Consider the following 25,545-nt stretch of genomic DNA (forward strand, 5'->3'; position numbering starts at 1 on the left):
ATTTTCCTCTTTTTCTCAAGTTTTCTTAGATGGAGGAAATAACGGTCAAAAACGGCGTGACGGCCCGCACCTTGCCGCCGAATGGCCGCACCACCGCATCGAGCGCGCGTATGGGGTCGGCAAGATCGAAGACGCCGCTGACGACGTTGTTTTTCAGGGCAGGGGTGGCGATGACCACCTTGCCTTTTTGCCAGCGGGCGATGCGATTGACCACCGCCGCGACCGTCTCCTTTTCGGCAATGAGCATGCCCGTGCGCCATGCCGCGATTTCAAAGGCCTCCCTGACGCCGCGATCCATACGGCGCGATGCCTGATCGTAGGTCAGCCAGTCGCCAGTCGCCAGTCTCTCTCCCGCGGGAGAGGGCAAATTGGGCGATGTGGCCAGAACCAGCCCATGATCGACGGAGACGGAGATGGAGAGATCGTCGCCCGAAACGTCAAAAGCGGTCCCGAGCGCCGTGGCGGTCAACGGTCCGTAGGCGACGGAGAAGGGGCGCGAGGCGTCGGGTATGACATCGAAATAGGCCATGCCGGCAAGGAGGTTCACCCGTCTTGCCCGCTCACCGAAATCGATGGCGATTGCGCTGTCCGGTCCGAGCGTGACCATGCTGCCGTCCTCGAGGGGGATTTCTCTGATCTCGGCCGTCGAGGTCAGGTAGTCGGCGCGGGCGCGTAACGTCACATAGGGTGCCAGCACCGAACCGCCAGCCGCCGCACCGAGACAGAGTACGCCACCGACAAGCAGAAGACGCCGGTTGGGATCGAAGCCTTTTTGCGAGGAGCGGGCCTCCTCGGCCAGAATCTGGCCGGTCATGCCGTGGATCGCGGCGACCTTCGCCCAGGCGGCGGCATGGGCCGGTCCGCGCTCGATCCAGGCGCGTGCCGTTTCGATGGCGACGGGATTGCCGGGATCGTTCTGCAGGCGAATGGCAATATCCGCAGCTTCACGAAACAGGCGCCGTTCTTCCGACACTTCGTTCATAGGGAGCCTTTCAGGATTGCCGGAGACCGGACAATGTCACAGCCTTTGATATATACGAATGAGAGGCCGCATATTTCCGAATGAAAGAAGTTTAATGCGCAGGCCGGCGATTAAACGGCGATATCTGGAGCAAGATGACGGTTCCCGTCCTCTACAGACCGTTCAGCCGGTCCTCTATGTGTTCGTAGGCGTCGCGGATCAAAACCCAGGTGCGGGTGGTGGACATGCCGAGCTTCTGCGCCACTTCGCTGATCGTCAGGCCGCCCATCCGGTGCAGCTGGAAGGCCTCGCGCACCCGCCGCGGCAGTTCCGCAAGCGCCTGTTCCACCAGCTGCAGCCGCTGGCGGTCATAGACGATGGTTTCGGCCGATGGCGACGGATCGATGATGGCATCGAAGGCATTTTGCGGCAGGTCGACACGGCGGAGACTGCGTTCGCGGCGATAATGATCGATGCTGAGATTGCGCGCCACCGTATAGAGATAGGATTTGGGATTGTGGGAAGCGGCACTTGCCGGCGGTGGTGAGGCAAGCACCTTCAAAAACGCATCCTGCGCCAGATCGGATGCCGTTTCAGGATCGATGCCCCTGCTGCGCAGGGACCTGACGATGCCCTTCGCATATAGCCGGAACAATTCCTGCAGATCCCAACTCAAGAGCCTTGCCTTCCGGTAATCGACCCCGTGCCTGCCCGGTGAACGGACGGTCGGTGTGTCGAACGATGCAGCCGTCGGTCGATTATGTGCAATCGGTGCCGAATTCGAGAATATGCGAAGCGACGGCTTCGACAAGCAGGATCGCCCCGCAGGCATGATATCATCGGCCGTTGATGTTGCCGGTATCATGCTTGCGGGGCGACGGTAAAGTAAAACAGTCGCTGTACTATGGATTAGTCTGTGACCTTTCCTCCGTCTATATCAATTACCGCGACGAACGATGCAGACTGCAGTAGAGGTTGTTATTCGGCGGGCTGCGCCACGGCCTCCATATCCGACCGTCCGCGATCTCCGGAGAGGCTGCGCTGTCCCAGCGTGATGATGGCGACTGTCGAAAGGCTTGCGGCGACGGAGACCCAGAAACCGTTATCCGGGCCGAAATTGTCGATCACCCAGCCGGAGACGAAGGCGCCGAGCGCCATGCCGATACCAATGCCGGTCATTACCCAGGTCACGCCTTCCGTCAGCATCGATTCCGGCACGCGGCGCTCGATCAGGCCGAATGAGGTGATGAAGATCGGCGAGATTGCAACGCCGCTGAGGAAAACGGCGAAAGCGAGAAGCGCAACCGAGGTGTTGGCGACAAGCAGCGGCAGGGCGGTGAGCGCAAGCACGCTGACGGCGATCAGCAATTGCCGTTGCAGCGGCATTTTGGGGTTGAGCGCGCCGAGGATGAGGCCGACCACGAAGGAGCCGATGGCATAGACGCCGATGACGAGGCTGGCGGCTTCCGGTTGACCAAGCGCCTTGGTGATTGCGACGGCACTTACCTCGGCCGTGGCGAAGGTTGAGCCGACGAAGATCAATGCAAGCGTGATGATCTGGACCGGGCGTAGGAAGATGGCCGAACGCTGCCGGCGGCCGCTTTCAACCGGCCGCACCTTGGGCTCGGTCGAGCGTTGCAGAAGGAAGGCAAAGGTGCCGAGCGCCAGGAAGGTAGTGCTGATCATCATGCCCGCTTCCGGAAAGAGCGAAACCGCAAGGCCAACGGAAAGCGAGGCGCCGGAGATATAGACAAGTTCGTCGGCGGCGGATTCGAAGGCGAAGGCGGTGTTCAACTCCGGCCGGTCGCGGAAGATTTCCGTCCAGCGGGCGCGCATCATGGCGGGAATGCTCGGCATGGCGGCGGCGAGGAAGGCGGAAAGGAACAGCGTCCAGGCGGGCCATCTCTGATTTGTCGCGATAATCAGCGCCGCAAAGGCGATGACCGAGACGATGGTGGCGGGGATGAGGACCTTGCTCTGCCCCTTGCGGTCCACCAGCCGGGAGATTTGCGGGGAGAGGGCGGCATTGGTCAATGCGAAGGTTGCCGAGACGGCGCCGGCCAGCCAATATTCGCCATGAGTCTGGGAAAGCATGGCGACGATGCCGATCGGGGCCATGGCAATGGGAAGGCGGGCGAAGAAACCGGCGGCGGAAAAGCCTTTTGCGCCTGGAGCCCGGAAAATTTCTCTGTATGGATTAGACATCGGGATGCACCTTGTTCTAAGGGTGTCCACCACATACATACGTGGCGTATGTGAATGAGATAATTGCATACGACGCGTATGTCAACTAATATACGCGTCGTATGTGAAAAATGGAGAAGAAATGCGCAAACCTCGCAGTGAAATGATTGCCGAGACGCGGGCGAAGCTTCTGGCTGCCGGCCGCAAGGCCTTTGGCAGCATCGGTTATGCGGAAGCGTCGATGGACGACTTCACCGCCGAAGCCGGTCTCACCCGTGGCGCGCTCTATCACCATTTCGGCGACAAGAAAGGCCTGTTGCTGGCGGTTGTGGCCGAAATCGATGCGGAGATGACGAAGAGGCTCTGCGACATCTCCTCAAGGGCCGCAACCCGGTGGGAGGGTTTCGTCGAGGAGAATGTCGGTTATGTGCGCATGGCTCTCGAACCGGAAATCCAGCGGATCATGTTTCGCGACGGGCCGGCGGTGCTCGGCGATCCGTCGCGCTGGCCCAATGCCAATGGCTGTATCTCGGCTGTCGCCCGAAGCCTGGATGCGCTCCGGGAAGAAGGCACCATCGGCGACATCGATCCGGAGGCATGCGCCCGCTTCATCAATGCGGCGAGCAGCAGCGCCGCCCAATGGATAGCCAATTCCGACGACCCGGAAACGACCTCGAAACGGGCTGTCGGCAGTTTCCGGACCTTTCTGGAGGGATTGCGGCTCAGGAAAGACTGACCCGCATAGCTGCCTATCTGTTATTCCGGGTCGGCGAGGCGATCATCACGGAAAATGTGTAGAAAGATCTGGAATAGACACAGATCATGTTATTGGTAGCACCTGTTTGACACCTCTGAGGTCAAGGTTATGGTCGACAAGCCGTCGGAAAAAGCGTCCGGAAGCGCGCCATCGGATCAATCGCCGAAGCTTCTTTCGGGCGGGAATCCCCAGATTGCAAAAGGATATGGCGACGCGCCGGTGCAGGCCTATATCGCCGCCATGCCGGGCTGGAAAAGCGCGGTCGGTGGCCGTATCGACAGGTTGATCGAAGGTGTCGTGCCCGGCGTGCGCAAGGCTGTGAAGTGGAATTCGCCCTTCTATGGCATGGAGGACGATATCTGGTTCCTCAGCCTTCACTGCTTTACGAAATACATCAAGGTGACCTTCCTTAACGGCGCATCCTTGCAGCCTTTGCCGCCCGGCACCTCCAAACATCCGAAAGTCCGTTACCTCGATATCCACGAGGATGCGTTTGATGAAGCGCAGTTCGTGGAGTGGGTGAGGCAGGCCAGCGTGTTGCCCGGCGAAAAAATGTGAGCGACGGGGTTTACCGGTGCGACAGGCTTTTGGGCATGCGATGATCGCGAAATGGGCGGACGAATCAGGCCGGTTTTCCTGCCTCTTAAGGATCGCGCCGCGCCGCGGATGATGAGAAATCGCGGGCTGTCCGATACAGTTTTTCCGGAGTGAAGAAAAACCGGCCGATCCGGCCGATTTCTGTTTACTTTTGCCGGGGTTGCACGCCATCACGCTCACTGAATTCGCTGCCAGACGTATCGCAAACCACGGAGGATGAGATGAAGGCACTGGTGCTGGAAGAAAAAGGCAAGCTCTCGCTCAGGGATTTTGACATTCCGGGTGGAGCAGGATCCGGTGAACTCGGGCCCAGGGATGTGCGCATCCGCACTCATACGGTCGGCATCTGCGGCTCGGACGTCCATTATTACACCCATGGCAAGATCGGTCATTTCGTCGTCAATGCGCCGATGGTGCTCGGCCATGAAGCGTCTGGAACGGTGGTCGAAACCGGCGCCGAGGTGACGCATCTGAAGGTGGGTGACCGCGTCTGCATGGAGCCCGGCATTCCCGATCCCACATCGCGCGCCTCCAAGCTCGGCATCTACAATGTCGATCCGGCTGTCCGCTTCTGGGCGACGCCGCCGATCCATGGTTGCCTGACGCCTGAGGTCATTCATCCCGCCGCCTTCACTTACAGGCTGCCCGACAATGTGTCCTTTGCCGAAGGCGCCATGGTCGAACCCTTCGCCATCGGCATGCAGGCGGCGCTCCGGGCGCGTATCCAGCCGGGCGATATCGCTGTCGTCACCGGGGCAGGTCCGATAGGCATGATGGTGGCGCTGGCGGCGCTTGCCGGCGGTTGCGCCAAGGTCATCGTTGCCGATCTCGCCCAGCCGAAGCTCGATATCATCGGTGCCTATGATGGCATCGAAACCGTCAACATCCGCGAACGCAATCTCGCCGAGGCCGTCTCGGCGGCGACCGACGGCTGGGGCTGCGATATCGTCTTCGAATGCTCGGGCGCAGCACCCGCCGTGCTCGGCATGGCGAAGCTGGCGCGGCCGGGCGGCGCGATCGTGCTGGTCGGCATGCCTGTCGATCCGGTTCCGGTCGATATTGTCGGCCTGCAGGCCAAGGAACTGCGGGTCGAAACGGTTTTCCGTTACGCCAATGTTTACGACCGGGCAGTTGCGCTCATCGCCTCCGGCAAGGTCGACCTGAAGCCGCTGATTTCCGCGACCATTCCCTTCGAAGACAGCATCGCCGGCTTCGACCGTGCGGTGGAGGCGCGGGAAACGGACGTGAAACTTCAGATCGTGATGCCGCAGTAAAAGATCGCGTGCCGACCGCCGATGTCTGCCACCGATGATTGAGTGGCAGAGATGCTGCGGAAAAGTATGAGTGCGGCCTGCCGTTGTCCGGCGGTCCGCACTCCAAAAATTTACCGGATATCGCCTCCGGGTGAGCATTGTTTGAGCGGATCACGCCGAATTATGCAAAAAAATCGGCGCGGCCGCCGAGTTTTTGGCCATCCCCATCCGGCGACTATTCAATTCCCGACAAAAAAGAGTCAAAAAAGTATCGGTAATTTCTTCGGCGTGATGTGGAAGCACAGATAGCGCACGCCATATGCTCCTCATCAACGCCTGGGACGAGCCATAAAGAGGAATGGCTCTGCTCCGCAAATGCGGCGGACGTGTCGATGGGAGGAACTATGATGCAGCCCGATCTGGAACTGGTGCACATCCGCAAGGGCGAATCCTTCGCCGCCTGGCGGCATGGCTATCCGTTCCGCACCGTGCGCTGGCATTATCATCCCGAATACGAAATCCACCTCGTCGTCGCCACGTCAGGCACGTTTTATATCGGCGATTTCGTCGGCCGTTTCGGCCCCGGTCAGCTCATCATGACCGGTCCCAATCTCCCCCAGAACTGGATCAGCGAGATCGAGCCGGACGAGATCGTGCCGACACGCTCTCTCGTGATCCAGTTTCCGGAGGCTTTTATCGAGGATGCCTGCACCTCCATGTCCGAGATGGAGGTGGTGCGTGCGCTGCTGGACCGCAGCCGCCGCGGCATTCTGTTCGACGATGAGACAAGCGATCGCGTTCGTCCGCTGATCCTTCGGCTGATCGAGGCGCAGGGGCTGACGAGGCTCGCGCTTTTCTGGGAAATTCTCGATCTGCTGGTCAACGCGCCGTCTTGCGAGGTGCTGGCAAGCCTGAGCTACGAGCTGGACCTGACCGGCATTGGCGACAGCGGCATCAACCGCGCGCTGTCGCATCTGCGCCAGCACCTGACCGAGCAGGTCGAGGAAATCGATCTCGCCGAGATGGTGGGCCAGAGCCCGAGCGCCTTTTCCCGCGCCTTCAAGCGTCACACGGGAACGACGCTGGTGCGGTATCGCAATCAGTTACGCATCGATCTTGCCTGCCAGATGCTGCTGGCGGATCAGGAGGTCAAGGTGGCGGAGGTCTGCTACGATGTGGGCTTCTCCAATCTTTCGAATTTCAACCGGCATTTCCTGAAATTGAAGGGAATGTCGCCGTCGAGGTTCCGCACAATATTCGCAGCCCAGAAGGCAGCGGTCATGGCGGATTAAACCAGCGACACATCGCCGATTTTTTAGAATTCGGGCAGAGGGCTGTCCGGAAACGGGGTCTTGTTGCCCCAATTTTCCAACCGGGAGGAAGAGTGAGATGAAAATGAAGTCCAAGTTTCTGATGGCGACAGCCGCAATTGCAATGATGGCCGCTCCGGCGCTGGCGCAGGAAAAGCTGAAGATCGGCATGACCTTCCAGGAGCTGAACAACCCCTATTTCGTGTCGATGCAGGAAGCGCTGAAGGAAGCCGCCGCAAGCATCGGCGCCGACGTTGTCGTGACTGATGCCGGCCACGATGTGGCAAAGCAGATTTCCGACGTCGAAGACATGCTGCAGCAGAAAATCGACATCCTGCTCTTGAACCCCACCGACAGCGCCGGCATCGAAGCCGCCGTTCACGCCGCCAAGGCTGCCGGTGTGACGGTGGTTGCCGTCGACGCCAACGCCAACGGCCCGGTAGACACCTTCGTCGGTTCGAAGAACCGCGATGCCGGCTACATGTCTTGCAAATATCTGGGCGAGGCCCTCGGCGGCAAGGGTGAGGTCGCGATCCTCGACGGTATTCCGGTCGTGCCGATCCTGCAGCGCGTCGAAGGCTGCAAGGCGGCGCTTGCCGAATTCGCCGACATCAAGCTGGTCGATACGCAGAACGGCCGTCAGGACCGCTCCGTTGCGCTTGGCGTCGTTGAAAACATGATCCAGTCGCATCCGAACCTCGCCGGCATCTTCTCGGTGAATGACGGCGGCGCGATGGGCGCCATGGCCGCGATCCAGGGTTCCGGCAAGGACATCAAGCTCACCTCGGTGGATGGTGCTCCGGAAGCGGTGAAGGCGATTGCCGACGGCACGCCCTTCATCGAAACGACTGCGCAGTTCCCGCGTGACCAGGTTCGCGTTGGCCTTGCCATGGCGCTGGCCCAGAAGTGGGGCGCTCGCGTCGTGCCGAAGGAAGTGCCGATCGACGTCATGGTCGTCGACAGCAAGAACGCCGGCGAGTTCAGCTGGTAAGAACTCCTCCCAGGTCCCGTCCCCGTCTTGTACGGGGGCGGGGCAGTCCCGACCATTGAGGAGGGTGAAATGCTGGAACTGAATGGAATAAGAAAAAGCTTTGGCAAGATCGAAGTCCTGCGCGGCGTCGACCTTCAGGCGCGCGCCGGTGAGGTGCATGCGCTTCTGGGCGAAAACGGCGCGGGCAAGTCGACTTTGATGAAGATCCTGTGCGGCATTTTGCAGCCATCGGAGGGAACGATCCGCATCGACGGGCAGGATCGCCGCTTCGCGAATTATGACGAGGCGATTGCCGCCGGCATCGGCATCGTGTTTCAGGAATTCAGCCTGATCCCCTATCTCAATGCCGTGGAAAACATGTTTCTTGCCCGCGAGATCCGCGGGCCGCTGCGCCTTTTGAACAAGGGCGCGATGCGCAAGCGCGCGGCCGAGATCATGAGCCGGCTGGCTGTGGATGTACCGCTTGATGTGCCGGTGCATCGTCTTTCCGTTGCCCAGCAGCAATTCGTCGAAATCGCCAAGGCGCTGTCGCTGGATGCCCGTATCCTCGTGCTCGACGAGCCGACGGCAACGCTCACCCCCTCCGAGACGGAACACCTGTTCAAGGTCATGCGCGAGCTGCGGCGTCAGGGTGTGGCGATCATCTTCATTTCGCATCACCTCGAAGAAATATTCGAGATTTGCGACCGCATCACCGTTCTGCGCGATGGCGAGTTGATCGGCTCCTGCCTGACGTCGGAGGTCGATAACGATCGTCTGGTCGAGATGATGGTCGGCCGGCGCATCGAAGCCAGTTTCCCGCCGAAGCCGCAGCTCGATCCTGCCGCCGCAAGCGTGATCGAAGTCGAAGAGCTGCAATTGAAGAAAGGCGGTCCCGTTTCGCGCTTTGCGTTGCGAAAGGGCGAAATCCTCGGCTTTGCCGGGCTTGTCGGCTCGGGCCGCACGGAAACGGTTCTCGCCATGCTCGGCGCGCATTCCGCCTCGCGCCGCAAGATCAGGGTCGACGGTGTGGACACGCGCTTTTCCGGCCCTGATGAGGCGCTGATGCGCGGCATCGGCTTGCTGCCGGAAAGCCGCAAGGAGGAGGGGCTGATCACCAGCTTCTCCATCCTGCAGAATATTTCGCTGAACAATTATCGCAAATACCGCAAGGCCCACTGGTTCCTCGATCTCAAAAAGGAACTGGAGCATACGACGAAGGCCATGGCGCAGGTGCAGGTGAAGGCGCAGGGACCTTATGCCCGCGTCGATACGCTGTCCGGTGGCAACCAGCAGAAGATCGTCATCGCCCGCTGGCTGAACCATGACATGCGCGTGCTGATCTTCGACGAGCCGACACGCGGCATCGATGTCGGCGCAAAGGCGGAAATCTACTCGCTGATGCGCGAATTCGCCGCCAGGGGCCATTCGATCATCATGATCTCCTCGGAGCTGCCGGAAGTGATCGGCATGTCCGACAGGGTCTGCGTCTTCCGTTCCGGCGGCATCGTCGCCACGGTCGAGGGGGAAGACATCAATTCAGAAACAATAATGACAAACGCCACCACCGGGAGAGTTGAACATGTCGCTTGATGCAAACACCGGCACTGCCGCGAAAACGGGCGGCTTCAGTCTCGGCAACCTGCTGCGTTCGCCGCTTGCCCTGCCTCTGGCGGGCCTGATTGTCGTATCGATCCTGATGGGGCTTGCGAGCGACAATTTCTTCAGCCTCAACAACATCATGAATGTGCTGCGGCAGGTTTCCGTCGTCGGCATCCTCGCCGTCGGCATGACCTTCGTTATCCTCACCGGCGGCATCGATCTGTCGGTCGGCGCGGTCATGGCGCTTGTCGGCACATTGTCCGCCGGCCTGATGGTGAATTCGGGCCTGCCTGCCTCGGTTGCCCTGCCGGCCGGTCTCTTCATCGGTCTCGGCATCGGTATCTTCAACGGGGCGCTCGTCGCCTGGGGCAAGATGCCGGCCATCATCGTCACGCTTGCGACCATGGGCATGGCGCGCGGTCTCGGCCTCATCTATTCCGGCGGTTATCCGGTCAGCGGCATTCCGAGCTGGATTTCCTGGTTCGGCGTCGGCCGTATCGGCGTCGTTCCGGTGCCGGTCGTCATCATGGTGGTGATCTATGCCATCGCCTGGGTGCTGTTGCAGCGCACGGCTTTCGGCCGCCATGTCTATGCGCTCGGTGGAAACGAGCTGGCGGCCCGTCTTTCGGGTGTGAAGACGCAGCGCGTCAAACTCGCCGTCTACGGCATTTCGGGTGTCACCGCAGCGCTTGCGGCCCTCATCCTTACCGGTCGTCTGATGAGCGGTCAGCCGAATGCCGGCGTCGGCTTCGAACTGGACGCCATCGCGGCGGTCGTTCTCGGCGGCACGGCGATTGCCGGGGGCAGGGGTCTCATTCTCGGCACGCTGATTGGTGCGGTACTGCTCGGCATCCTCAATAACGGCCTCAACCTGATGGGCATCAACCCCTATCTGCAGGATGTCATCAAGGGCGGCATCATCCTGCTGGCCATCTATATCGGGCGCGAATGGCGCTGAGCCGGCCCGGAAATATCTTCATAAACGCAGGAGAATTAAATGTCTGAATCGCTGCAAGGCAAGATCGCTGTCATCACCGGCGCCGCATCCGGCATCGGGCTTGCCACCACCGAAGCGCTGCTGGAACAGGGCGCAATCGTGGTCATGGTCGACTGGAACGAGAAAGCCTTGAATGAACTCGCTGCCAGGCTTGGCGAGCGCGCCATCCCGCAGGTCACCAACCTTCTGGATGCCGACAGCTGTAACGCCATGATCCCCGAAATCCTCGGGAAGGTCGATCATATCGACATTCTCTATTGCAATGCCGGCACCTATATCGGCGGCGATCTCACCGAAACGACGCCGGAAGCCATCGATAAGATGCTGAACCTCAACGTCAACGCCGTCATGAAGAACGTCCATGCCGTCGTGCCGCATATGTCAGAGCGCAAGACCGGCGATATCGTCGTCACCTGCTCGATTGCCGGCCATTTCCCGACCTATTGGGAGCCGGTCTATTCGGGTTCGAAATGGGCGATCACCAGCTTCGTGCAGGGCATGCGCCGCCAGATGATCCCGCACGGCGTGCGTGTCGCGCAGGTGTCTCCCGGCCCGGTCGTTTCCGCACTTCTCGCCGACTGGCCGGAGGAAAATCTCCGCAAGGCCAAGGAATCGGGCAGCCTCATCGACGCGAGCGAAGTGGCCGATGCCGTTGTCTACATGCTGACGCGCAAGCGCACGGTCACCATCCGCGACATGCTGGTCTTGCCGACCAACTTCGACCGCGTTTAAAAATCTCTGGAGCGGCGGGACAACCGGAAACGGTCCGCCGCTCAACCCTGTTCAAGCACCGGATGATCCGCTCCGAGGAGTATCGCAAATGGCTTCCTATCTGATTGGCGTCGATGTCGGGACCGGCTCGGCGCGCGCCGGTGTCTTCGATGTCGCGGGAAAGCTTCTCGCCACCGCCAAACGCCCGATCGGCATGCATCGCGAGGATGGCGGCATTGCCGAACAATCGAGCGGCGAAGTATGGCAGGCCGTTTGCGACAGCGTCCGGGAAAGCGTTTCCCGCGCCGGCATCGATCCCGCCGAGGTCGCCGGCATCGGTTTCGATGCCACCTGCTCGCTGGTGGTGCGCGGACCGGAAGATGAGACCCTGCCGGTGGGCGCGCCCGATCATCCCGAGCGCGACATCATCGTCTGGATGGATCACCGCGCCGTCGAACAGGCGGAGCGCATCAATGCCGGCGAACACGCCGTGCTGAAATATGTCGGCGGCCGTATTTCCCCGGAAATGCAGACGCCGAAACTGTTGTGGCTCAGCGAAAACAGGCCCGACATCTATGCGCGGGCCGAGCACTTCTTCGATCTCACGGACTTTCTGACATGGAAGGCTTCGGGCGCGCTTGATCGCTCCGCCTGCACGGTGACGTGCAAATGGACCTATCTGGCCCATGAGAACCGTTGGGATGCGGAGTATTTCACCCGCATCGGGCTTGGCGATCTCGCCGAACAGGGTTTTCGCCGCATCGGTCAAAGCGTCGTCCATCCCGGCACGGCGCTGGGTAACGGTTTGACGGAAGATGCTGCAAAAGCCATGGGTCTGGTTGCTGGCACCGCGGTTGCGGCAGGTCTGATCGATGCCCATGCCGGCGGCGTCGGCACGGTGGCTGCGGGCGGCGATGCGTCGCGATGCCTCGGTTATGTTTTCGGCACCTCATCCTGCACCATGACGACCACCACCGAACCCGCCTTCGTGCCCGGCGTCTGGGGCCCCTATTATTCGGCCATGGTTCCGGGCGCCTGGCTCAATGAAGGCGGCCAGTCTGCCGCCGGCGCGGCCATTGATTATCTGGTGCAGCTGCACCCGGCCTATGCCGAGGCGAAGGCGCTTGCCGCTAAGGAAGATAAAGCATTGCCGGTTTGGCTCGCTGACCGGGCGCTCAATCTTGCCGCATCCGCTTCCGCTGCCGCAAAGATCGCCGAGGATTTTCATGTGGTGCCGGAATTTCTCGGTAACCGCGCGCCGTTTGCCGATCCCCATGCCCGCGCTGTCATTGCCGGTTACGGCATGGAGACGGGCGTGGATTCCCTTGTGGCGCTTTATGTGGCCGGCCTTCTCGGCCTCGGTTACGGGCTTCGCCAGATCATCGAAACACAGGCCCGCAACGGTGCGCCGGTGGAAACCATCAGCGTCAGCGGCGGGGCAGGCGCCCATCCGCTCGCAAGACAATTGCTGGCAGACGCCACCGGACTTCCCGTTGAGCTTAGCGAATGCGAAGAGCCGGTGCTTCTCGGCTCGGCCATGCTGGGTGCCGTCGCCGCCGGAACCTATCCGGACCTTATCGCCGCCATGCCGGCCATGTCCCGCGTCGCTAGCAGTTCCGCACCAGATCCCGCTTTTCAGCAGGTGCACCAGTCCCGCTACGATGCATTTCTGGCGCTGCAGAATGCCGCGCGCGCCATTCGTGCCGCCAGCCATTGAACCACGTCACAAGGCCATATCGTCCGGCCGTATCGGCCGCAAAATAAAGAGGATTCCATGCAGTTTTCCGGAAAATCCGTCATCATCACCGGCGCAGGCAAAGGTATCGGCCGCGCCTGCGCTCGCCTGATGGCCGCGCGCGGTGCGGAAGTGGTGGCGATCAGCCGCACCCAGTCCGATCTCGACAGCCTGAAAAGCGAAATCGGCGGCCGTTCGATCCGCGTCGATCTTGCCGATGTCGCCGCCACCCGCGCCGCCATGAAGGAAGCGGGTCCCTGCGATTTCCTGATCAACAGCGCCGGCATCAACGTGCTCGAAAGCGTGCTGGAGATGAGCGATGCGGGTTATGAAGCCGTTCTCGGCATCAACCTGCGCGCGGCTTTGGTCGCATGTCAGGAATTTGCCCGCGCCCGCGTGGCGAAGGGCGGCGGCGGCGCCATCGTCAACATCACTTCCATCGCCGGTCACCGGGGTTTCCAGGATCACCTCTGCTACGCGGCCTCCAAGGCCGGGCTGGAAGGGGCGACCCGCGTTCTTGCCAAGGAGCTTGGCCCGCACGGCATCCGCGTCAACGCGGTTGCGCCCACCATCACCCTCACCGAACTGGCCGCGGAAGCATGGAACGATCCGGCGAAAAGCCAGCCGATGATGGTTCGCCATCCGCTCAACCGGTTCGCCGAAGCGGAAGAGGTGGCTCAGAGCATCGCGCTGCTCCTGTCGGATGACAGCCGCATGATTTCCGGAGCCGTATTGCCGGTCGATGGCGGTTTCCTCGCCGTTTGATGTCTTAGGGAAGTCTCAGGCGCAGGCGCCTGCCCGAAATAAAAGAACGCCCGGCAAACAGCCGGGCGCTCATCTTGATGAATGACAATGCTATTAATGACGATGCTCGGGCATGTCCTTTAGCTGGTCCTTGGTCCATGAAGTGACCGCGTGGACATCGCCGTCCTCATCCCGCATGAAATCAAGATCGCTGAGCGGTACTGCGACCGGCTTTGCGCCGATACCAAGAAAGCCGCCGACATCGATGATGGCGGTGCTGCCGGCCCCGACGCCGTGGACATGATCGACCTTGCCGACCTTGTGATCGTCTGCACCATAAACGGTGGCGCCTTCAAGAACGGACGGCGTCAGTTCCGTTGCAACCAGGCGTACGTGATTGGTGTGATCCATTGTTCTTGCTCCTGTCTTGGTTTGCAGAAAACAAACTCCTCCATCGCAAAACCGTTCCATCGAATGTCGCTGGCCGTGCCAGTCGGTGAAGACAGGTGATTTCTCATCGGTACATTGTTGGGGTTTGCGGCAGGCGGTTCCGAAAAGGTTGCGGAATGGTCACACCTTTTCTCCGGAAGACAAGTTTTCGCTAAATTGCAACCGCTAAAGTTGTTGCGATGACGTGTCTGGATGTTATCTCTGCGTCAGGTTGAATCATCAAGGGGATGAGGGATGAAAAAGTTGGGGGCGGTTTTGCTGGTGGCTCTTTTGAGCGCATGTGCAAAGCCATCTGACGGACCGACCGCAGGCAATATCCGATCTGCGACTTTCCCTCGAACCAACGAAAAAATCCCCGTCATCGAGCTGGCTAATGCGCCGGCGGCCACTGTATCCGCCGGAAGCCTGCAGAATGCCTCCGGCCCCGGCCTCACCGCGCTTCGCAACACCGGTTACAACGCCCAGAGATTGCGTCGCGGCGACGTGATCGACATCACCGTGCTCGATACCGGCGAAGACGGGCTTTTCTCCCCGACGCAAAGCAAGACGCTCAATCTCGGACGCTTTACGGTGGACCAGAGCGGATCGGTGAATATCCCCTTCGTCGGCAAACAGAGGGTGGTGGATTCGACGCCCGAGGGGCTGCAATCGCAGGTCGTTGCCGGGCTCAAGGGATCGGCTGTGAACCCGCAGGCGGTTGTCACCGTCGTTGACAAGCCGACGAGCGCCGTCATGCTGAGCGGTGCGGTGAAAAACCCCGGAAAAATAACGCTCACCGCCCGTCAGGAGCGGGTGCTCGATGCGCTCAATCAGGCCGGCGGCCCGACCGTCGCTCCGGGTGCTGCCACGGTCACCGTCGTTCGCGGCTCGCACAGGGCGAGCGCGCCGCTTGACCGCGTTATGCGGGAAGACCGCCAGAATATCCGCCTGTCACCGGACGATCAGATCATGATCGATGGCGATGCGGCGAGCTACACCGCGCTCGGCGCTTTCAAGAGCGCCGGCGAATTCCAGTTCGAAGCCGGAAAACTGACCCTCGCTCAGGCTGTCGGCCGCGCCGGCGGATTGCTGGATGACCGTGCGGACGCGCGCAATGTCTATGTTTTCCGCAACGAGATCGTTCAGGTGCCGTCGGCAACCGCATCGGGCGCGAAAGGCCCGGTTGCGACGGCCACGACCATGCGGCCGGTGATTTATCACGTCAATATGCGCGATGCTTCCAGCATTGCCCTCATGCAGCTCTTCCAGATGCAGAAGGGCGATGTACTCTATGCCAGCAATGCGCCGCTGGTGGATTCGGCCAAGCTCCTGACCGTGTTCCAGAAGAGCGTGCCGACGGCGGCAGCACCGCTTCCCGGCAGCGGCAACTGACCAGTGTGGCGCTACAGAAGCTGTAGCGCTTCCATTGCCGATTGCGGTCGCGACGCGGGTTCGTCGTGGCAACAGGCGTCCGCAAAATCCGCCAGCCTTTGCGTTGTTCGTATCTCATCCGTAGCGATAAGCCGCCGGGCAAGCCGCCCCACGGAGAATATATCCTGATCCGGCTTCGCGGTTGCGTCCCGCATCCGTTCCGGTGCTGCAAATTCGCGCGAGGCGGCAAAGCTCATGCCCCGGTCCGTGTGTTTTTGGCCGATCTCCAGCGCAATGCCGAAATCGCCAAGCCTGCCCGTTTCGAAATCACCGTCCTCCAGTAGAATATTGGCTGGCGTGACATCGCAGTGGACATATCCCCTTACGTGCATGGCGCTCAGCCCTTCCAGCATGCGGCGAAGGATTGTGATCGCCTGCGGCGCGCTAACCGGCGGCTGCGATGCAAGCGAGGCCAATGATTGCGGGAACCATGGCTGTAATAGGCCCGGCCGGCCATCGGCCAGTCTCAGCAGCGCCGATGTTTCCACCAGACACGGATGGCGCAATGTCAGGCCGACCTGCGCCTCCTCGCGTAATCTTTGCAGCAGCGCCGCGTCGTTTCTCAACGCCGGCGGCGTGGTTTTCAGGGCGTGAATGGAGCCGAGATCGCGGTGCCGCACTTGCAGCAGCAGCGTGTTTTCGCTTTCGTAGGCAATCCGTTCAAGGGCAAAGCTGTCGGCGATCCAGTCGGGTTTCGCGTCGGAAAAATGCGAGATTTTCCGGTCCAGCGCATTTCTGACCTGATCGATCAGGTCTTTCTGTTCTTCGGTGGGCCTTTCCCGCGTGCCGTCATGGCGGATGGTTTGCCACAGATCGGAAAAGCGCTCGGCGACCTGCGGGTAGGCAGGCCCGTCGCCCGGTTGTTTACCCTTGCTCAAGCCGGTTTCCAATCACGATGGCGCTGACATTCTCGCGTGCGTCCTCGATCAGCGCTTCCTGGATCAGGGCGCTGGCGCAATCCTTGATCGGGGTGTTGCCGACAATCTCGGCAATGGCCCGCTCCTTCAGGATTTGTACCAGCGGATAGCTGCACAGGAGCAGCCTGTCCTGCGACCCCCAATCTTCCCCGACGATATCCGGCCGGAACTGCTGGGAAAGGCCGACACATTGCGCGAGCTGCCTTTTCATGCCGACAACGACGTGATCGCGCGAAAGCTGATGCATGGTTCCGTTTTTCAGGAGATAGGCGCGCGCGTCGCCGGACCACAGGACACTCAACCTGCGGCCGATAATGGAGGCAATGATGACGCTTGCCATCGGCCTGCCGTCGGCGCCCATGGTTTGCCGGGACAGAAGCAGGCTGTTGACGGTGCCGAGCTTTCCCCTGATCTGCTGCGCCATCACCTCGGGGTTTTCGGCATCGGGCGTTTCGGCAAGAATATTTGTGGCCAGACGTGCAGCTTCCACGGCGCTGTGCGTGTCGCCCTGTCCATCTGCTATGGCGAAGAGGGCAGGGGTCTGGGAAACGAAAAGCGAATCCGCGTTCAGGGAAAGCCGTGTTCCGGGGTGCGTGGCATAGCTGTAGACGACCGATGACGGCTGTTCGGTTGCTGGCGCGGGCGCGGGCGTCATCACGGGCGGAGTTTTGTGTTTTGCACTTTCCTGCGCCTGTACGGGTATCGAGCCGTCCTCATCGCCCTTGCTTGCCATGTCGCTGAAGAGGCGCAGGAAATCGGAAGCTTTCGGTTTGCCGTCGAATTTGAGACCGCGGGCGCGGCGGCTGACGGGATCGATGCGCCACCAGAGGCTGGTCGGTGCACGGCTGCGCACCATTTCCGGCGCGTCATCCTCTTCCCGAGGTTTCGGCAGGCGCAGTTTTTTTACGGAGGTGTTAAACCGGGACATATCGAAATCGCCCGTCATGGATGTTTCGGCCAGCGCCTCGGCGGCCATGAACCAGGTGTCGTCGAGATAGAGGGTTCTCGGATGTTTCCGGAAGCTATTGAGCTGGGCAATGATGGCAAGCGGATATTTGCGTCCCACCCGGTCTGCACTGGGCACCAGCACGCCGGCATAGGCGCAGTTTCCCCATATGCCGCTTTCGATGATGAAGCGTATGGGCGGCGATGACGTAAATATTTCGGGCCATCGGCCCGAAAACAGGTCCGCGCAGGCATGCAGGCCGGATCGCATCCAGTTGTCAAACGTCCCGATCAGCTCCCGTTCAAGCCCGTCGGAGATGAAGTCGCCATGGCTGGGGACCTTGCCGAAGAAGCCGATGCGATCGCTTTCCGCTGCGGTTTCTGCGGGCCTCGATGCCTGGTTGGCCATCAGTCGTTATTGACCGCGGTGCTTTTCGTCGTTGCTTTCATCATAGATCCCCTCCTTAAAAAATGGTGCGCCGCCCCGCCGCTAAAATTGTGCGGGGCAGGCAAAGCCGGCGATGGCGTCCAGCCTGAACGGGTTGAGAACCGAGCCGAACTGGATATCGAATTCGGCAGCCTGAGCGCCATTCGCAAATCGCACCCGCAGCAGGTCGCCCGACTGGTTTTCGATATCGGCGCCGTCGAACAACCGGAATGGCGACCAATCGCCGTTTTCGGTTTTCGCCTGCTGCCAGCCGCCCGGCTGGAAGGCGATGCGCGACAGGCTCGCCGTGTTTTCACGCGACGGCCAGGTGATCGATTTCGCCTGAATGGGGCCGTGATAATAAACCACCCGCTCGCCTTCGATTTCCAGCATCACCGCGCTGGAGGCATTGGTGAGCGAAACGGGTTTGACATTGATCGACACCGCCGGCGTCTCGCTGCCATTCGGGAAAAAGGCGCGCGAAATCTTGTCGGCATTTTCGAACTGGGCGACGGCGCTGCTTGGAATGCCGGCGGCGCCGAAAGTGCCTTTCCAGCTCCAGGGGTTGGTGGTCTTGTCGACAAAGGCTTCCATTCGCTGTTTGAAGAAGGACTGGAAAACCCCGGTCGGCCCGAAGAGACGGGTGAAATCCGCGATGGCGACATCGCGGGAAGATGACCTGTCGAAAGGATAACGCCCGGTCACGATGGAAGAGCACAGGGATGCCGCATCGGCCGCCCAGAGTTCGGCAATGCGGCTGCGGGCGGATTTGACTGCAAGCGAGCCGACATCTGCCGCCACGCCCGCCACCCACACATCGAGGGGCGCCGGCAATTCACGGGCCTGCTGCAACAGATCCTGATTGGCCTTGGTGAGCTGGCTGTCCACGTCGAACACCTTGGCGACCTCGTCGGAGGTGGTTGCCGAGCGGGCAAGCTGCTCGTTCAGCATCTTGAAATGCGCGAGCAACTGTTCCGATGGCGAGCCGCCGGCCTTGCCGCCATTGGCCTGCTCGCCCGTTGTGGCCGCACCTTTCGCCGCCAGCATGTCGCGCAGTCTCGCATAGGGATCGGCTGCGTTCACCGTGGCGGCCAGAACGGCTGCCGTCGCGTCGCCTTCAGCGGCGGAGGCGAGGGCGGCGGGGTTTGCTCCGGGGCGCAGATCGGTCGCCTCCGCGATCGATCTGGCAGCGTCCACCACGATATTGCGTTCATTGGCAAGCGCGCGGGTTGTTTCCACCGCGTCGCCAAGGGTCTGGGACGGCTTGACCCGAAGGTCGGCTAGCGTATCGGCCCATTTTTTCTCGAAACGGTCGAAATAGATTTGCAGCGCGGCCTGCGCCACCTGTTCGACCGTTGCGCCACGGAGTGCATCATCGGAACCGCGCACCCATCCTTCGGAAAGTGCGATACGGGCCGCATGGGCGACCTGCGGAATAACGACGCTGCGATATCCCTCCGCCGTGAAAAGACCTTCGATGCCTTCCGCCATCGGCGCTTTGCTGCGCCGCTCGAAGGCGCGCTCGCCCAGCGGGCCGAAGGCCGTGGCTGGTGTCCATTCCATCAGTTCCCGCGCCTGCGGAAGACCGGCGAGAATATCATAGGCGCGCGTGCCGACAGCCTGGTTGCGGATGGTTTCACGGGCAGTGGCGATGAGCCGTGCGTCTAGCTCAATCGGGGCGAGCACGCCGTCTGCAAGCGCTTTCGCATGCTGGTCGAGCGCTTCTCTCGCCGCCGCCCTTCCATCGCCGGGATAGAGGGATGCGAACATCTGGTGCGTCTGCACGGTCAGAAAATCGGGGTCCAGCGCACCCATGCCGCCCAGCATTCCATAGAGCTTCAGCGAATTGAAGGTGCGCGTGACATCCTTTTCGTCTTTCAGCTGTTTCTGGAGCTGCACGATCATGCGCGGCAGGAGCAGGGCGTTGAGTGCGCGCTGATAGGCGTCGCGCTGCCGTCCGGCGATCTTGTCTTCCTGATCGAGTCCGAAGCTGACATTCCACACTCTCTCGCGGGCAAAGCCGGAATTAACATCGCGCAGATTGTCGAGCGCCGGAAGGATGCGGAGAAAATCGGCGTCTGAAACATCGCGCACGGGAATGCCCTGAACGAGTTGTTCATAAGCGCCAAGTTTGCGATCCGCTTCGGCAAGCGCTTGCGTATTGGCGAAGTAGGTGAAAATCCAGCCGGTGAAGACGATGGCGACCGCGGCGGCCGAAACACCATAGGCGATGCGCCGCACCAGCAATTGCCGGCCGGAAAGGCGCTTGTCGCGCATCACCAGCGCGGCTTCGGGGAAGATGACATCCTTGAACAGCCGCGACAGGAAGTAGCTTCGGCGGGTTCTGGCCGCTGCGGGAGATCTTTCCGTTTCCGGCTGCGTTCCCGAAGCGAGATAAACGCCACGCAAAAGCGGCGCTTCGATGAGCGGAGACCGTGCGCAAAGTTCGGTCAGGGCCTCATGGAGCCGGTCTTTCAACCGCGCAAGTTCGGCAGGGAAACGGAAGATGCGGCCGCGCGTCTCGGCATTCTGCTCCTGCTGCAGGCGCTCGATCAGCATCGCATCGACCCGCTGTTGCAGCAGTTCGAATTCTTCCGTCAGGCGTTGCGGCAGGTTCTCGGCGGTATGGCTCTCATCCAGCTTGAAGGTGGTGCCCCACACCTGCTGGCGGTCGGTCTTGTTGAAACCGTCGAAGAATTCGACGAAACCATGCAGCAGATCGGCCTTGGTCAGCACGATATAGACCGGAACGCGGGCATGCAGATGTTCGTCCAGTTCCGAAAGCCGTTGGCGGATGGAGCGCAGTTCCTGCCGTTGTTCCTCGGGATCGCGGGTGAGAAGATCGGGGATGGACAATGTCACCAGCGCGCCATTGATCGGCTGCGACCGGCGATAGCGTCTCAGAAGACCGAGGAAACCTTCCCAGCCGGCTTTGGATGAGCCATCGAGATCGTCCTGCGTGGTGTAACGGCCGGCGGTATCGATCAATATCGCCTCGTCGGCGAACCACCAGTTGCAGTTACGCGTGCCGCCGATGCCCTTTACTGCGTTTTCGCCGAGCGCATCGCCGAGCGGAAATTGCAGGCCGGAATTGGTGAGCGCCGTCGTCTTGCCGGAGCCGGGTGCGCCGAAGATCACGTACCAGGGAAGATCGTAAATATAACCGAAACGCTTTTTCGTGACCCGCCGCAGCAGCGCCAGCGCTTCCTTGAGACGCATCTGGATTTCGCCGACTTCGGCCTGGCGGTTGGCCAGGGCTTCGCGCTCGATACTGTCGACGAGTTCCTTGTCCTGCTTGCGGCCGCGATAGATGGTGACGGCGATATAGATCAGCCATATGGCGAGAACGATGCCGATGGCGATGAGCCGGGCTTGCGTCGTTCCCAATGGCTTGAAATCGCCCAGCGCGACCAGATAGCCGTAAAACCAGATGACGATGCAGAGCGCGACCACCCACAATAGCGACAGGAAACGGCGACCGATGAGGGCGGCATAGCTCTCGACATAGGATCGGATCGTATAAAAATAGCTCAATGGATTCATGGCTGTGCCTCTTGCGGCTGCTGTCCCGAACTGTTCTGGATGGTCGGCGAGAGAATGCCGGCGTCGCTCAGTTTTTCATCGGGATTGGTCAGGACCATGATTTCCGTTCTGCGGTTGATCTGGCGGCCTTCCTCCGTTTTGTTGTCGGCGATCGGGTCGCTGTCGGCACGGCCTTCCGTCAGGATCGCTTCCGGGCCGGCAAATTGTGAAAGAATGTCCCCGACCGCCTTGGCGCGGGCTTCGGAAAGGTGCCAGTTCGATGGAAACTCCACCGTCTTGATCGGCACGGTATCGGTATAGCCGATGACGACGGCGCGGAATTTTTCAGCCGCAAGCGCACCGCCGATACGCTGGATGAGATCGCGGAACTGCGGGCTGACATCGGCGCTGCCGGTGGAGAACAGGCCCGAATTGTTGATGCGAATACGCAGCCGGCCGTTCACATCCGCCAGCGTGACAAGCTTCCTTTCGACTTCCGGCTGAAGGAAGGCCATCAGCTTTTCAAGCCGGGAGGGTTGCCGTGGCTCGACCGGCTTCGGCGGTTCCACGACCTTCGGCGTTTCGACCTGCGGCGGTGGCTGGGGCGGGCTTGCGATCAGCACGCTCGGCGTCTCGTTCGGCGGCAGATGGGCGAGCCTCTCGAAAGTGACATCGGATGCGTTGTTGAGCGACAGCGTGAAGAAGAGATAACCAAGCGCGAAGGCAAGCGCCATCAGGGACAGCAGGGTCCACAGCGCGGCGATCGTGCGCAATGGCGTATGACGGGCTTCCACGCCTTTCCAGTGCGGCGAAAGCTCCCGTTCGAAGGTGCCGTATTGGCCGATCAGAGTCTTGTAGAGGCTGTCGCGGATGCGCGAAAGCTCCAGCGCACCCTTTGGCGAAACGCGGGTGCGCCCTTCGAAAGCCAGCGACAGGCACAGATAGATCAGCAGCAGCAGATCCTTGCTGGCGCCGGGCGACTGATGGAAATGGTCGAGAATGTCGAAAACCCGGTCGCCGCCGGTGACATCGTTGTGGAAGGTGGAGACAAGGCCGGAGCGCGCCCAGCCTGCCCGCACGCCCCAGGGTTTGCTCAGAACCACATCATCCACCGTGGCGCAGACGACATAATGCGCCGCTCTTGCCCGCTCGGGGCTGATGCGGGCGGAAGCGAGGTCGCGCTCGTAGCGGGTGATGGCCTCAATGCAGGCGCGGCGAAGCTGATCGGGATCCGGCTCCGCATCGCTGAAGCGCAGGAGATGCGCGAGGTTGAGAAGGGGAGCGGCCGATTGCACCAGCGTCGGCACATCGCCGCCGCCGAAATGGAAACCGGAGAGCAGTTGATCGACCGGCATGGCGGCCGCGCCTGCCTTCGGTCGCCCGGCCGGCGCGTCCGTCTCGACAATGTCTTCGAGGATCGCCGCCATGTTGCGGGCGTTCTGGTTGCGTCGGCGGCTTTCCTCGGTGATTTCGACCACCGTCGGCAAATCCTGCCAGGAAGAGGAGTTTTCCTTGCTCATTCGCGTAACGCCCACATTTCCATCTCAAGCCCGGGGAACTCGCCTGCCAGATGCAGGGCAATCGCGCCGGAGGTCTCAAGCTGCTTCCAGAGGGGTGATTGCGTGTCGATCTCGAAATAGACGGTGCCGGACCGATAGGGCAATTGCCGCGGCAGCACCGGCAGGGAACGCACGGGAATGCCGGGCAGCGCCACGTTGACCAGTTCGGAAATCCGCTCCACCGGCCCAACCTTGATCTGTGCCGGCAGGCGGCGGCGAATGTCTTCGGCGGCCATATCCGCGCGCACGGCAAGTACGAAGCCGGCGTCGCGCAGCAGCGTGCGGTCGTGGATGGTGCCGACGCGGACGCCGTGGCGGCGCTCCACCAGCTCGATAGCAACGGCCGCCTGTTCCAGAACCGCTGACAGCGATGTGCGCAGATCGTCGAAAACCGCCCCGAAGGTGGCTTTCAAGTCCTCGTGCCGATAGGGCGGGAAATCCGTCGCGCGTTTTTTGTCCGTGGTAAAGGTCGCAAGCTCGCCGGCAAGCTGGATGCAGTCTTCGTAAAAGCGGATGGGGTGAAAACGCGTGGCGTTGGCGCAGCGATGCGCCAGCAGCGGATCGGCCCGGTTGAGGATTTGCAGCAGGAAATAATCGCCCACTTCCGCCGTTCCCCTGATCGTCGGATCGCCGATGCGTTCGGCAATCGCCTGGGCGCGGTGGCGCACGATCCCCAGAAGCTCCGTCAGCAATTCGTTGAGGCGGGGCGCCGCCGCGCAGCTGAGGCTCGGAGGAATGAAATCCGGGTCCAGAATGACCGCGCGGTCGGAGCGGACCTCAATGACCCTTGCAAGACCGATGAGATCGTAACCGGAAAGATCGTCGCCGGTTTTCAGGAATTTCAGGCTGAGACGGCCGACATCGATGGGGGCCACGAAATCCGTCTCGATATTCGTGTCGGAGACCTCATAGCTGGAGGCGGTGAAGCGCACATTGTTCGCATCGTTGCGGCCGCTGGCGGACGTGTCCGCCTTGCCCGGCTGCCGGGCCGGCAGGGCGAGATAGATAACGGCGTTCTTGACGCTTTCGTCGAGATCGAGCGGCGGCGGCAGGTCGGAATCCTCCGGCGCTTCGAAAGGCGTTCCATCGGGAAGTACGCCGCGCAGGTTCGACAGGGCGAATTGCCCTATCGACAGCGCGCTGCGGTCCACGCCGATTTCGGCGATGCCCCACGGGTAAGGCGAGAGGTTGCGCGTGGTGTTGCGCACCAGCCGTTCGGTCCAGCGGTCGGATTGCTGAAAATGCTGAACGCGAAGAAACATGCCCTCGCTCCAGGCAACACGGTTCTCATGTCTCATCGTGGTTGTTTACCCCCTTTGCATCGGCCGTTATCGCGTCAGGTTCCTGCGTGGGCGCGGCCTCACCGCGCGCTGCCCGCTGCAGGAACTGCCTGACCGGCAATGGACGGCCGTTTTCCTCAAATTGCTTTTTGTAAGTGGACCAGTAATCGGTCTTCATGATCAGCCCCTGCCAGTCGCGGCGCTCGATTTTGGCACGAAGATCGTTGCCGGCATCGACGGAGGCTTCGAGAAGCCTCGGCTCGAGTTTTTGCGTGCAGCCGTGGATCAGGGTCTCAAGCGAGACAGCGAGCCGCCGCTGCTGGCGGATGAGCGTTTCCACCCGCTCGCTCAGGGAGGCTGACGAACCGTGGCCGGTGCGCTCGCCTTCAATGTCGAGAATGGCCAGACAATCGGCGCTTTCCTGCTCCAGCGCGGTCAGAAGATCGCCGATCTCCTGCGCGGTCGAACCATCAGCAGTTGATGTGTTCTCTAGGGTCAAGTCTTCGCCTGCTTCCGGGAAAACGCTGTCGAAATCCTCGTTACCTGAGGCCGAAACCGGACGAGAGATCATCACTGGCGTGTTCAGTGCGTCGGTATGTTCGTGCTCGCTGCTTGCAACCGGCTCCTCGTCCCAGTTATCAGGCAGAACGGCGCCTATTCCGCGCGCCGCGGGCGGTTCGCTCCAGCCGATCTCGACATTTCGCGAAATGGATTTCGCCTTCAGCTTCGCGCCCTCGCGCCATGTTTCGGACCAGTCGTTAGCGGAGGCGGTGTTGCCCATCACGCCGCCGGCCGAACGGCCGTTCGGGGCGATGTCGGCAAGGATCGCCGAAATGGTCAGCGGCTCGTCACTCATGCGCAGGGAAGCATCGGGATCGGAAAAATCCAGCTCGGCATCGCCGCTGATGGCGACCTGAAAAACCTGCCCGCCAATGTTGATTTGCGAACCGTCGCGGAGACGCGCGCTTTCGCCTTCCAGCAGCAGGCGGCCATCGACCAGCGTGCCGTTCGCGCTCTGGTCAAGGATCGTAAAACCTTCGCCGTCGCGGCTGAGCGTGCAGTGCAGCTTGGAAACGCGCCGCTCATTGTCGTCGATCTGCCAGTCGCAATCGCGAGATCGGCCGATGACGCGGCGGCCGCGCTCGAAGCTCCACTGACTGGCTCTTGCGGCTCCGATATTTCGTGTGTCCTTGAGTGCAAGCTTCATATCCATG

At 61.2% G+C, this 25,545-nt stretch carries 21 protein-coding genes; 11 read left to right on the plus strand and 10 right to left on the minus strand.

Annotation, left to right across the window (positions count from 1 at the left end; translation table 11 throughout):
* Nucleotides 1-25: 25 nt before the first annotated feature.
* From CFBP4996_RS22800 to CFBP4996_RS22810, 3 genes are all read right to left on the minus strand, one after another.
* Nucleotides 26-982, minus strand: a complete 957-nt coding sequence (locus tag CFBP4996_RS22800; RefSeq protein ID WP_080853696.1) for a FecR family protein — start codon at nt 980-982, stop codon at nt 26-28.
* 151 nt (nt 983-1,133) lie between these two features.
* Complete coding sequence (locus CFBP4996_RS22805; RefSeq protein WP_020812324.1) at nt 1,134-1,637, minus strand: RNA polymerase sigma factor; 504 nt, start codon at nt 1,635-1,637, stop codon at nt 1,134-1,136.
* Nucleotides 1,638-1,939: 302 nt separating this feature from the next.
* Nucleotides 1,940-3,166: an MFS transporter gene (locus tag CFBP4996_RS22810; protein WP_080853695.1), complete on the minus strand. Its 1,227-nt coding sequence runs from the start codon at nt 3,164-3,166 to the stop codon at nt 1,940-1,942.
* A gap of 121 nt (nt 3,167-3,287) precedes the next feature.
* Here CFBP4996_RS22810 and CFBP4996_RS22815 point away from each other — a divergent pair, with 121 nt between their 5' ends.
* From CFBP4996_RS22815 to CFBP4996_RS22860, 10 genes are all read left to right on the plus strand, one after another.
* A complete protein-coding gene (locus tag CFBP4996_RS22815) occupies nt 3,288-3,881 on the plus strand; it encodes a TetR/AcrR family transcriptional regulator (RefSeq protein WP_162936034.1) in 594 nt (197 codons plus the stop codon).
* A gap of 129 nt (nt 3,882-4,010) precedes the next feature.
* Nucleotides 4,011-4,460 (plus strand): DUF1801 domain-containing protein, encoded by a 450-nt coding sequence (locus CFBP4996_RS22820; RefSeq protein ID WP_080853693.1) that lies wholly within the window; start codon nt 4,011-4,013, stop codon nt 4,458-4,460.
* Between the two features lie 260 nt (nt 4,461-4,720).
* Nucleotides 4,721-5,773, plus strand: coding sequence for an NAD(P)-dependent alcohol dehydrogenase (locus CFBP4996_RS22825; protein ID WP_080853692.1), 1,053 nt, complete (start codon nt 4,721-4,723; stop codon nt 5,771-5,773).
* Nucleotides 5,774-6,159: 386 nt separating this feature from the next.
* Entirely contained in the window at nt 6,160-7,044 is an 885-nt protein-coding gene (locus tag CFBP4996_RS22830) for an AraC family transcriptional regulator (RefSeq protein ID WP_080854805.1), read from the plus strand.
* 97 nt (nt 7,045-7,141) lie between these two features.
* On the plus strand, nt 7,142-8,053 hold the full coding sequence (locus tag CFBP4996_RS22835; protein ID WP_020812318.1) for an ABC transporter substrate-binding protein: 912 nt from the start codon (nt 7,142-7,144) through the stop codon (nt 8,051-8,053).
* A 69-nt stretch (nt 8,054-8,122) separates the two neighbouring features.
* Nucleotides 8,123-9,625 (plus strand): sugar ABC transporter ATP-binding protein, encoded by a 1,503-nt coding sequence (locus CFBP4996_RS22840; RefSeq protein WP_080853691.1) that lies wholly within the window; start codon nt 8,123-8,125, stop codon nt 9,623-9,625.
* A complete protein-coding gene (locus CFBP4996_RS22845; RefSeq protein ID WP_080853690.1) occupies nt 9,615-10,592 on the plus strand; it encodes an ABC transporter permease in 978 nt (325 codons plus the stop codon). The genes CFBP4996_RS22840 and CFBP4996_RS22845 overlap by 11 nt, the downstream gene beginning before the upstream one ends.
* Before the next feature lie 39 nt (nt 10,593-10,631).
* Nucleotides 10,632-11,363, plus strand: coding sequence for an SDR family oxidoreductase (locus CFBP4996_RS22850; protein WP_080853689.1), 732 nt, complete (start codon nt 10,632-10,634; stop codon nt 11,361-11,363).
* An 88-nt stretch (nt 11,364-11,451) separates the two neighbouring features.
* The gene (locus CFBP4996_RS22855; protein ID WP_080853688.1) at nt 11,452-13,059 is read left to right on the plus strand and encodes an FGGY-family carbohydrate kinase; all 1,608 of its coding nucleotides are present in this window, start codon (nt 11,452-11,454) and stop codon (nt 13,057-13,059) included.
* Nucleotides 13,060-13,116: 57 nt separating this feature from the next.
* Nucleotides 13,117-13,842 carry an SDR family oxidoreductase gene (locus CFBP4996_RS22860; RefSeq protein ID WP_080853687.1) on the plus strand — a complete coding sequence of 242 codons (726 nt, stop codon included), beginning with the start codon at nt 13,117-13,119 and terminating at the stop codon, nt 13,840-13,842.
* A gap of 93 nt (nt 13,843-13,935) precedes the next feature.
* On the opposite strand, the gene CFBP4996_RS22865 is transcribed toward CFBP4996_RS22860, so the two are convergent.
* Entirely contained in the window at nt 13,936-14,232 is a 297-nt protein-coding gene (locus CFBP4996_RS22865) for a PRC-barrel domain-containing protein (protein ID WP_080853686.1), read from the minus strand.
* A 273-nt stretch (nt 14,233-14,505) separates the two neighbouring features.
* On the opposite strand from CFBP4996_RS22865, the gene CFBP4996_RS22870 reads away from it, so the two are divergent.
* Nucleotides 14,506-15,642, plus strand: a complete 1,137-nt coding sequence (locus CFBP4996_RS22870; RefSeq protein ID WP_065654944.1) for a polysaccharide biosynthesis/export family protein — start codon at nt 14,506-14,508, stop codon at nt 15,640-15,642.
* Between the two features lie 11 nt (nt 15,643-15,653).
* Here the strand turns inward: CFBP4996_RS22870 and CFBP4996_RS22875 are convergent, their stop codons facing one another.
* The 6 genes from CFBP4996_RS22875 to CFBP4996_RS22900 all read right to left on the minus strand — a co-directional run bounded on the left by CFBP4996_RS22875 (nt 15,654) and on the right by CFBP4996_RS22900 (nt 25,544).
* Complete coding sequence (locus CFBP4996_RS22875) at nt 15,654-16,559, minus strand: protein kinase domain-containing protein (protein WP_080853685.1); 906 nt, start codon at nt 16,557-16,559, stop codon at nt 15,654-15,656.
* On the minus strand, nt 16,546-17,952 hold the full coding sequence (gene tagF, locus CFBP4996_RS22880) for a type VI secretion system-associated protein TagF (protein ID WP_080853684.1): 1,407 nt from the start codon (nt 17,950-17,952) through the stop codon (nt 16,546-16,548). The genes CFBP4996_RS22875 and tagF overlap by 14 nt, the downstream gene beginning before the upstream one ends.
* Nucleotides 17,953-18,033: 81 nt before the next feature.
* Nucleotides 18,034-21,513, minus strand: coding sequence for a type VI secretion system membrane subunit TssM (gene tssM / locus CFBP4996_RS22885; protein WP_080853683.1), 3,480 nt, complete (start codon nt 21,511-21,513; stop codon nt 18,034-18,036).
* Nucleotides 21,510-23,012 (minus strand): type VI secretion system protein TssL, long form, encoded by a 1,503-nt coding sequence (gene tssL, locus CFBP4996_RS22890; protein ID WP_080853682.1) that lies wholly within the window; start codon nt 23,010-23,012, stop codon nt 21,510-21,512. The genes tssM and tssL overlap by 4 nt, the downstream gene beginning before the upstream one ends.
* Nucleotides 23,009-24,349 (minus strand): type VI secretion system baseplate subunit TssK, encoded by a 1,341-nt coding sequence (tssK, locus tag CFBP4996_RS22895; RefSeq protein ID WP_080853681.1) that lies wholly within the window; start codon nt 24,347-24,349, stop codon nt 23,009-23,011. Before tssK ends, tssL begins: the two co-directional genes overlap by 4 nt.
* Complete coding sequence (locus tag CFBP4996_RS22900; RefSeq protein ID WP_162936033.1) at nt 24,339-25,544, minus strand: type VI secretion system-associated FHA domain protein; 1,206 nt, start codon at nt 25,542-25,544, stop codon at nt 24,339-24,341. Before CFBP4996_RS22900 ends, tssK begins: the two co-directional genes overlap by 11 nt.
* Nucleotide 25,545: the final 1 nt, after the last annotated feature.

The organism is Agrobacterium leguminum, assembly GCF_005144435.2.
Taxonomy (GTDB): domain Bacteria; phylum Pseudomonadota; class Alphaproteobacteria; order Rhizobiales; family Rhizobiaceae; genus Agrobacterium; species Agrobacterium leguminum.

Bases quoted from the DNA above. Each gene is read 5' to 3' on its own strand.
- CFBP4996_RS22860 (WP_080853687.1), top strand. From the start codon at position 13,117: ATGCAGTTTTCCGGAAAATCCGTCATCATCACCGGCGCAGGCAAAGGT.
- tssL (WP_080853682.1), bottom strand. From the start codon at position 23,012: ATGAGCAAGGAAAACTCCTCTTCCTGGCAGGATTTGCCGACGGTGGTC.
- CFBP4996_RS22830 (WP_080854805.1), top strand. From the start codon at position 6,160: ATGCAGCCCGATCTGGAACTGGTGCACATCCGCAAGGGCGAATCCTTC.
- CFBP4996_RS22840 (WP_080853691.1), top strand. From the start codon at position 8,123: ATGCTGGAACTGAATGGAATAAGAAAAAGCTTTGGCAAGATCGAAGTC.
- CFBP4996_RS22855 (WP_080853688.1), top strand. From the start codon at position 11,452: ATGGCTTCCTATCTGATTGGCGTCGATGTCGGGACCGGCTCGGCGCGC.
- CFBP4996_RS22800 (WP_080853696.1), bottom strand. From the start codon at position 982: ATGAACGAAGTGTCGGAAGAACGGCGCCTGTTTCGTGAAGCTGCGGAT.
- tssM (WP_080853683.1), bottom strand. From the start codon at position 21,513: ATGAATCCATTGAGCTATTTTTATACGATCCGATCCTATGTCGAGAGC.
- CFBP4996_RS22825 (WP_080853692.1), top strand. From the start codon at position 4,721: ATGAAGGCACTGGTGCTGGAAGAAAAAGGCAAGCTCTCGCTCAGGGAT.
- CFBP4996_RS22865 (WP_080853686.1), bottom strand. From the start codon at position 14,232: ATGGATCACACCAATCACGTACGCCTGGTTGCAACGGAACTGACGCCG.
- CFBP4996_RS22810 (WP_080853695.1), bottom strand. From the start codon at position 3,166: ATGTCTAATCCATACAGAGAAATTTTCCGGGCTCCAGGCGCAAAAGGC.
- CFBP4996_RS22900 (WP_162936033.1), bottom strand. From the start codon at position 25,544: ATGGATATGAAGCTTGCACTCAAGGACACACGAAATATCGGAGCCGCA.
- tagF (WP_080853684.1), bottom strand. From the start codon at position 17,952: ATGGCCAACCAGGCATCGAGGCCCGCAGAAACCGCAGCGGAAAGCGAT.
- CFBP4996_RS22845 (WP_080853690.1), top strand. From the start codon at position 9,615: ATGTCGCTTGATGCAAACACCGGCACTGCCGCGAAAACGGGCGGCTTC.
- CFBP4996_RS22850 (WP_080853689.1), top strand. From the start codon at position 10,632: ATGTCTGAATCGCTGCAAGGCAAGATCGCTGTCATCACCGGCGCCGCA.
- tssK (WP_080853681.1), bottom strand. From the start codon at position 24,349: ATGAGACATGAGAACCGTGTTGCCTGGAGCGAGGGCATGTTTCTTCGC.
- CFBP4996_RS22835 (WP_020812318.1), top strand. From the start codon at position 7,142: ATGAAAATGAAGTCCAAGTTTCTGATGGCGACAGCCGCAATTGCAATG.
- CFBP4996_RS22815 (WP_162936034.1), top strand. From the start codon at position 3,288: ATGCGCAAACCTCGCAGTGAAATGATTGCCGAGACGCGGGCGAAGCTT.
- CFBP4996_RS22820 (WP_080853693.1), top strand. From the start codon at position 4,011: ATGGTCGACAAGCCGTCGGAAAAAGCGTCCGGAAGCGCGCCATCGGAT.
- CFBP4996_RS22870 (WP_065654944.1), top strand. From the start codon at position 14,506: ATGAAAAAGTTGGGGGCGGTTTTGCTGGTGGCTCTTTTGAGCGCATGT.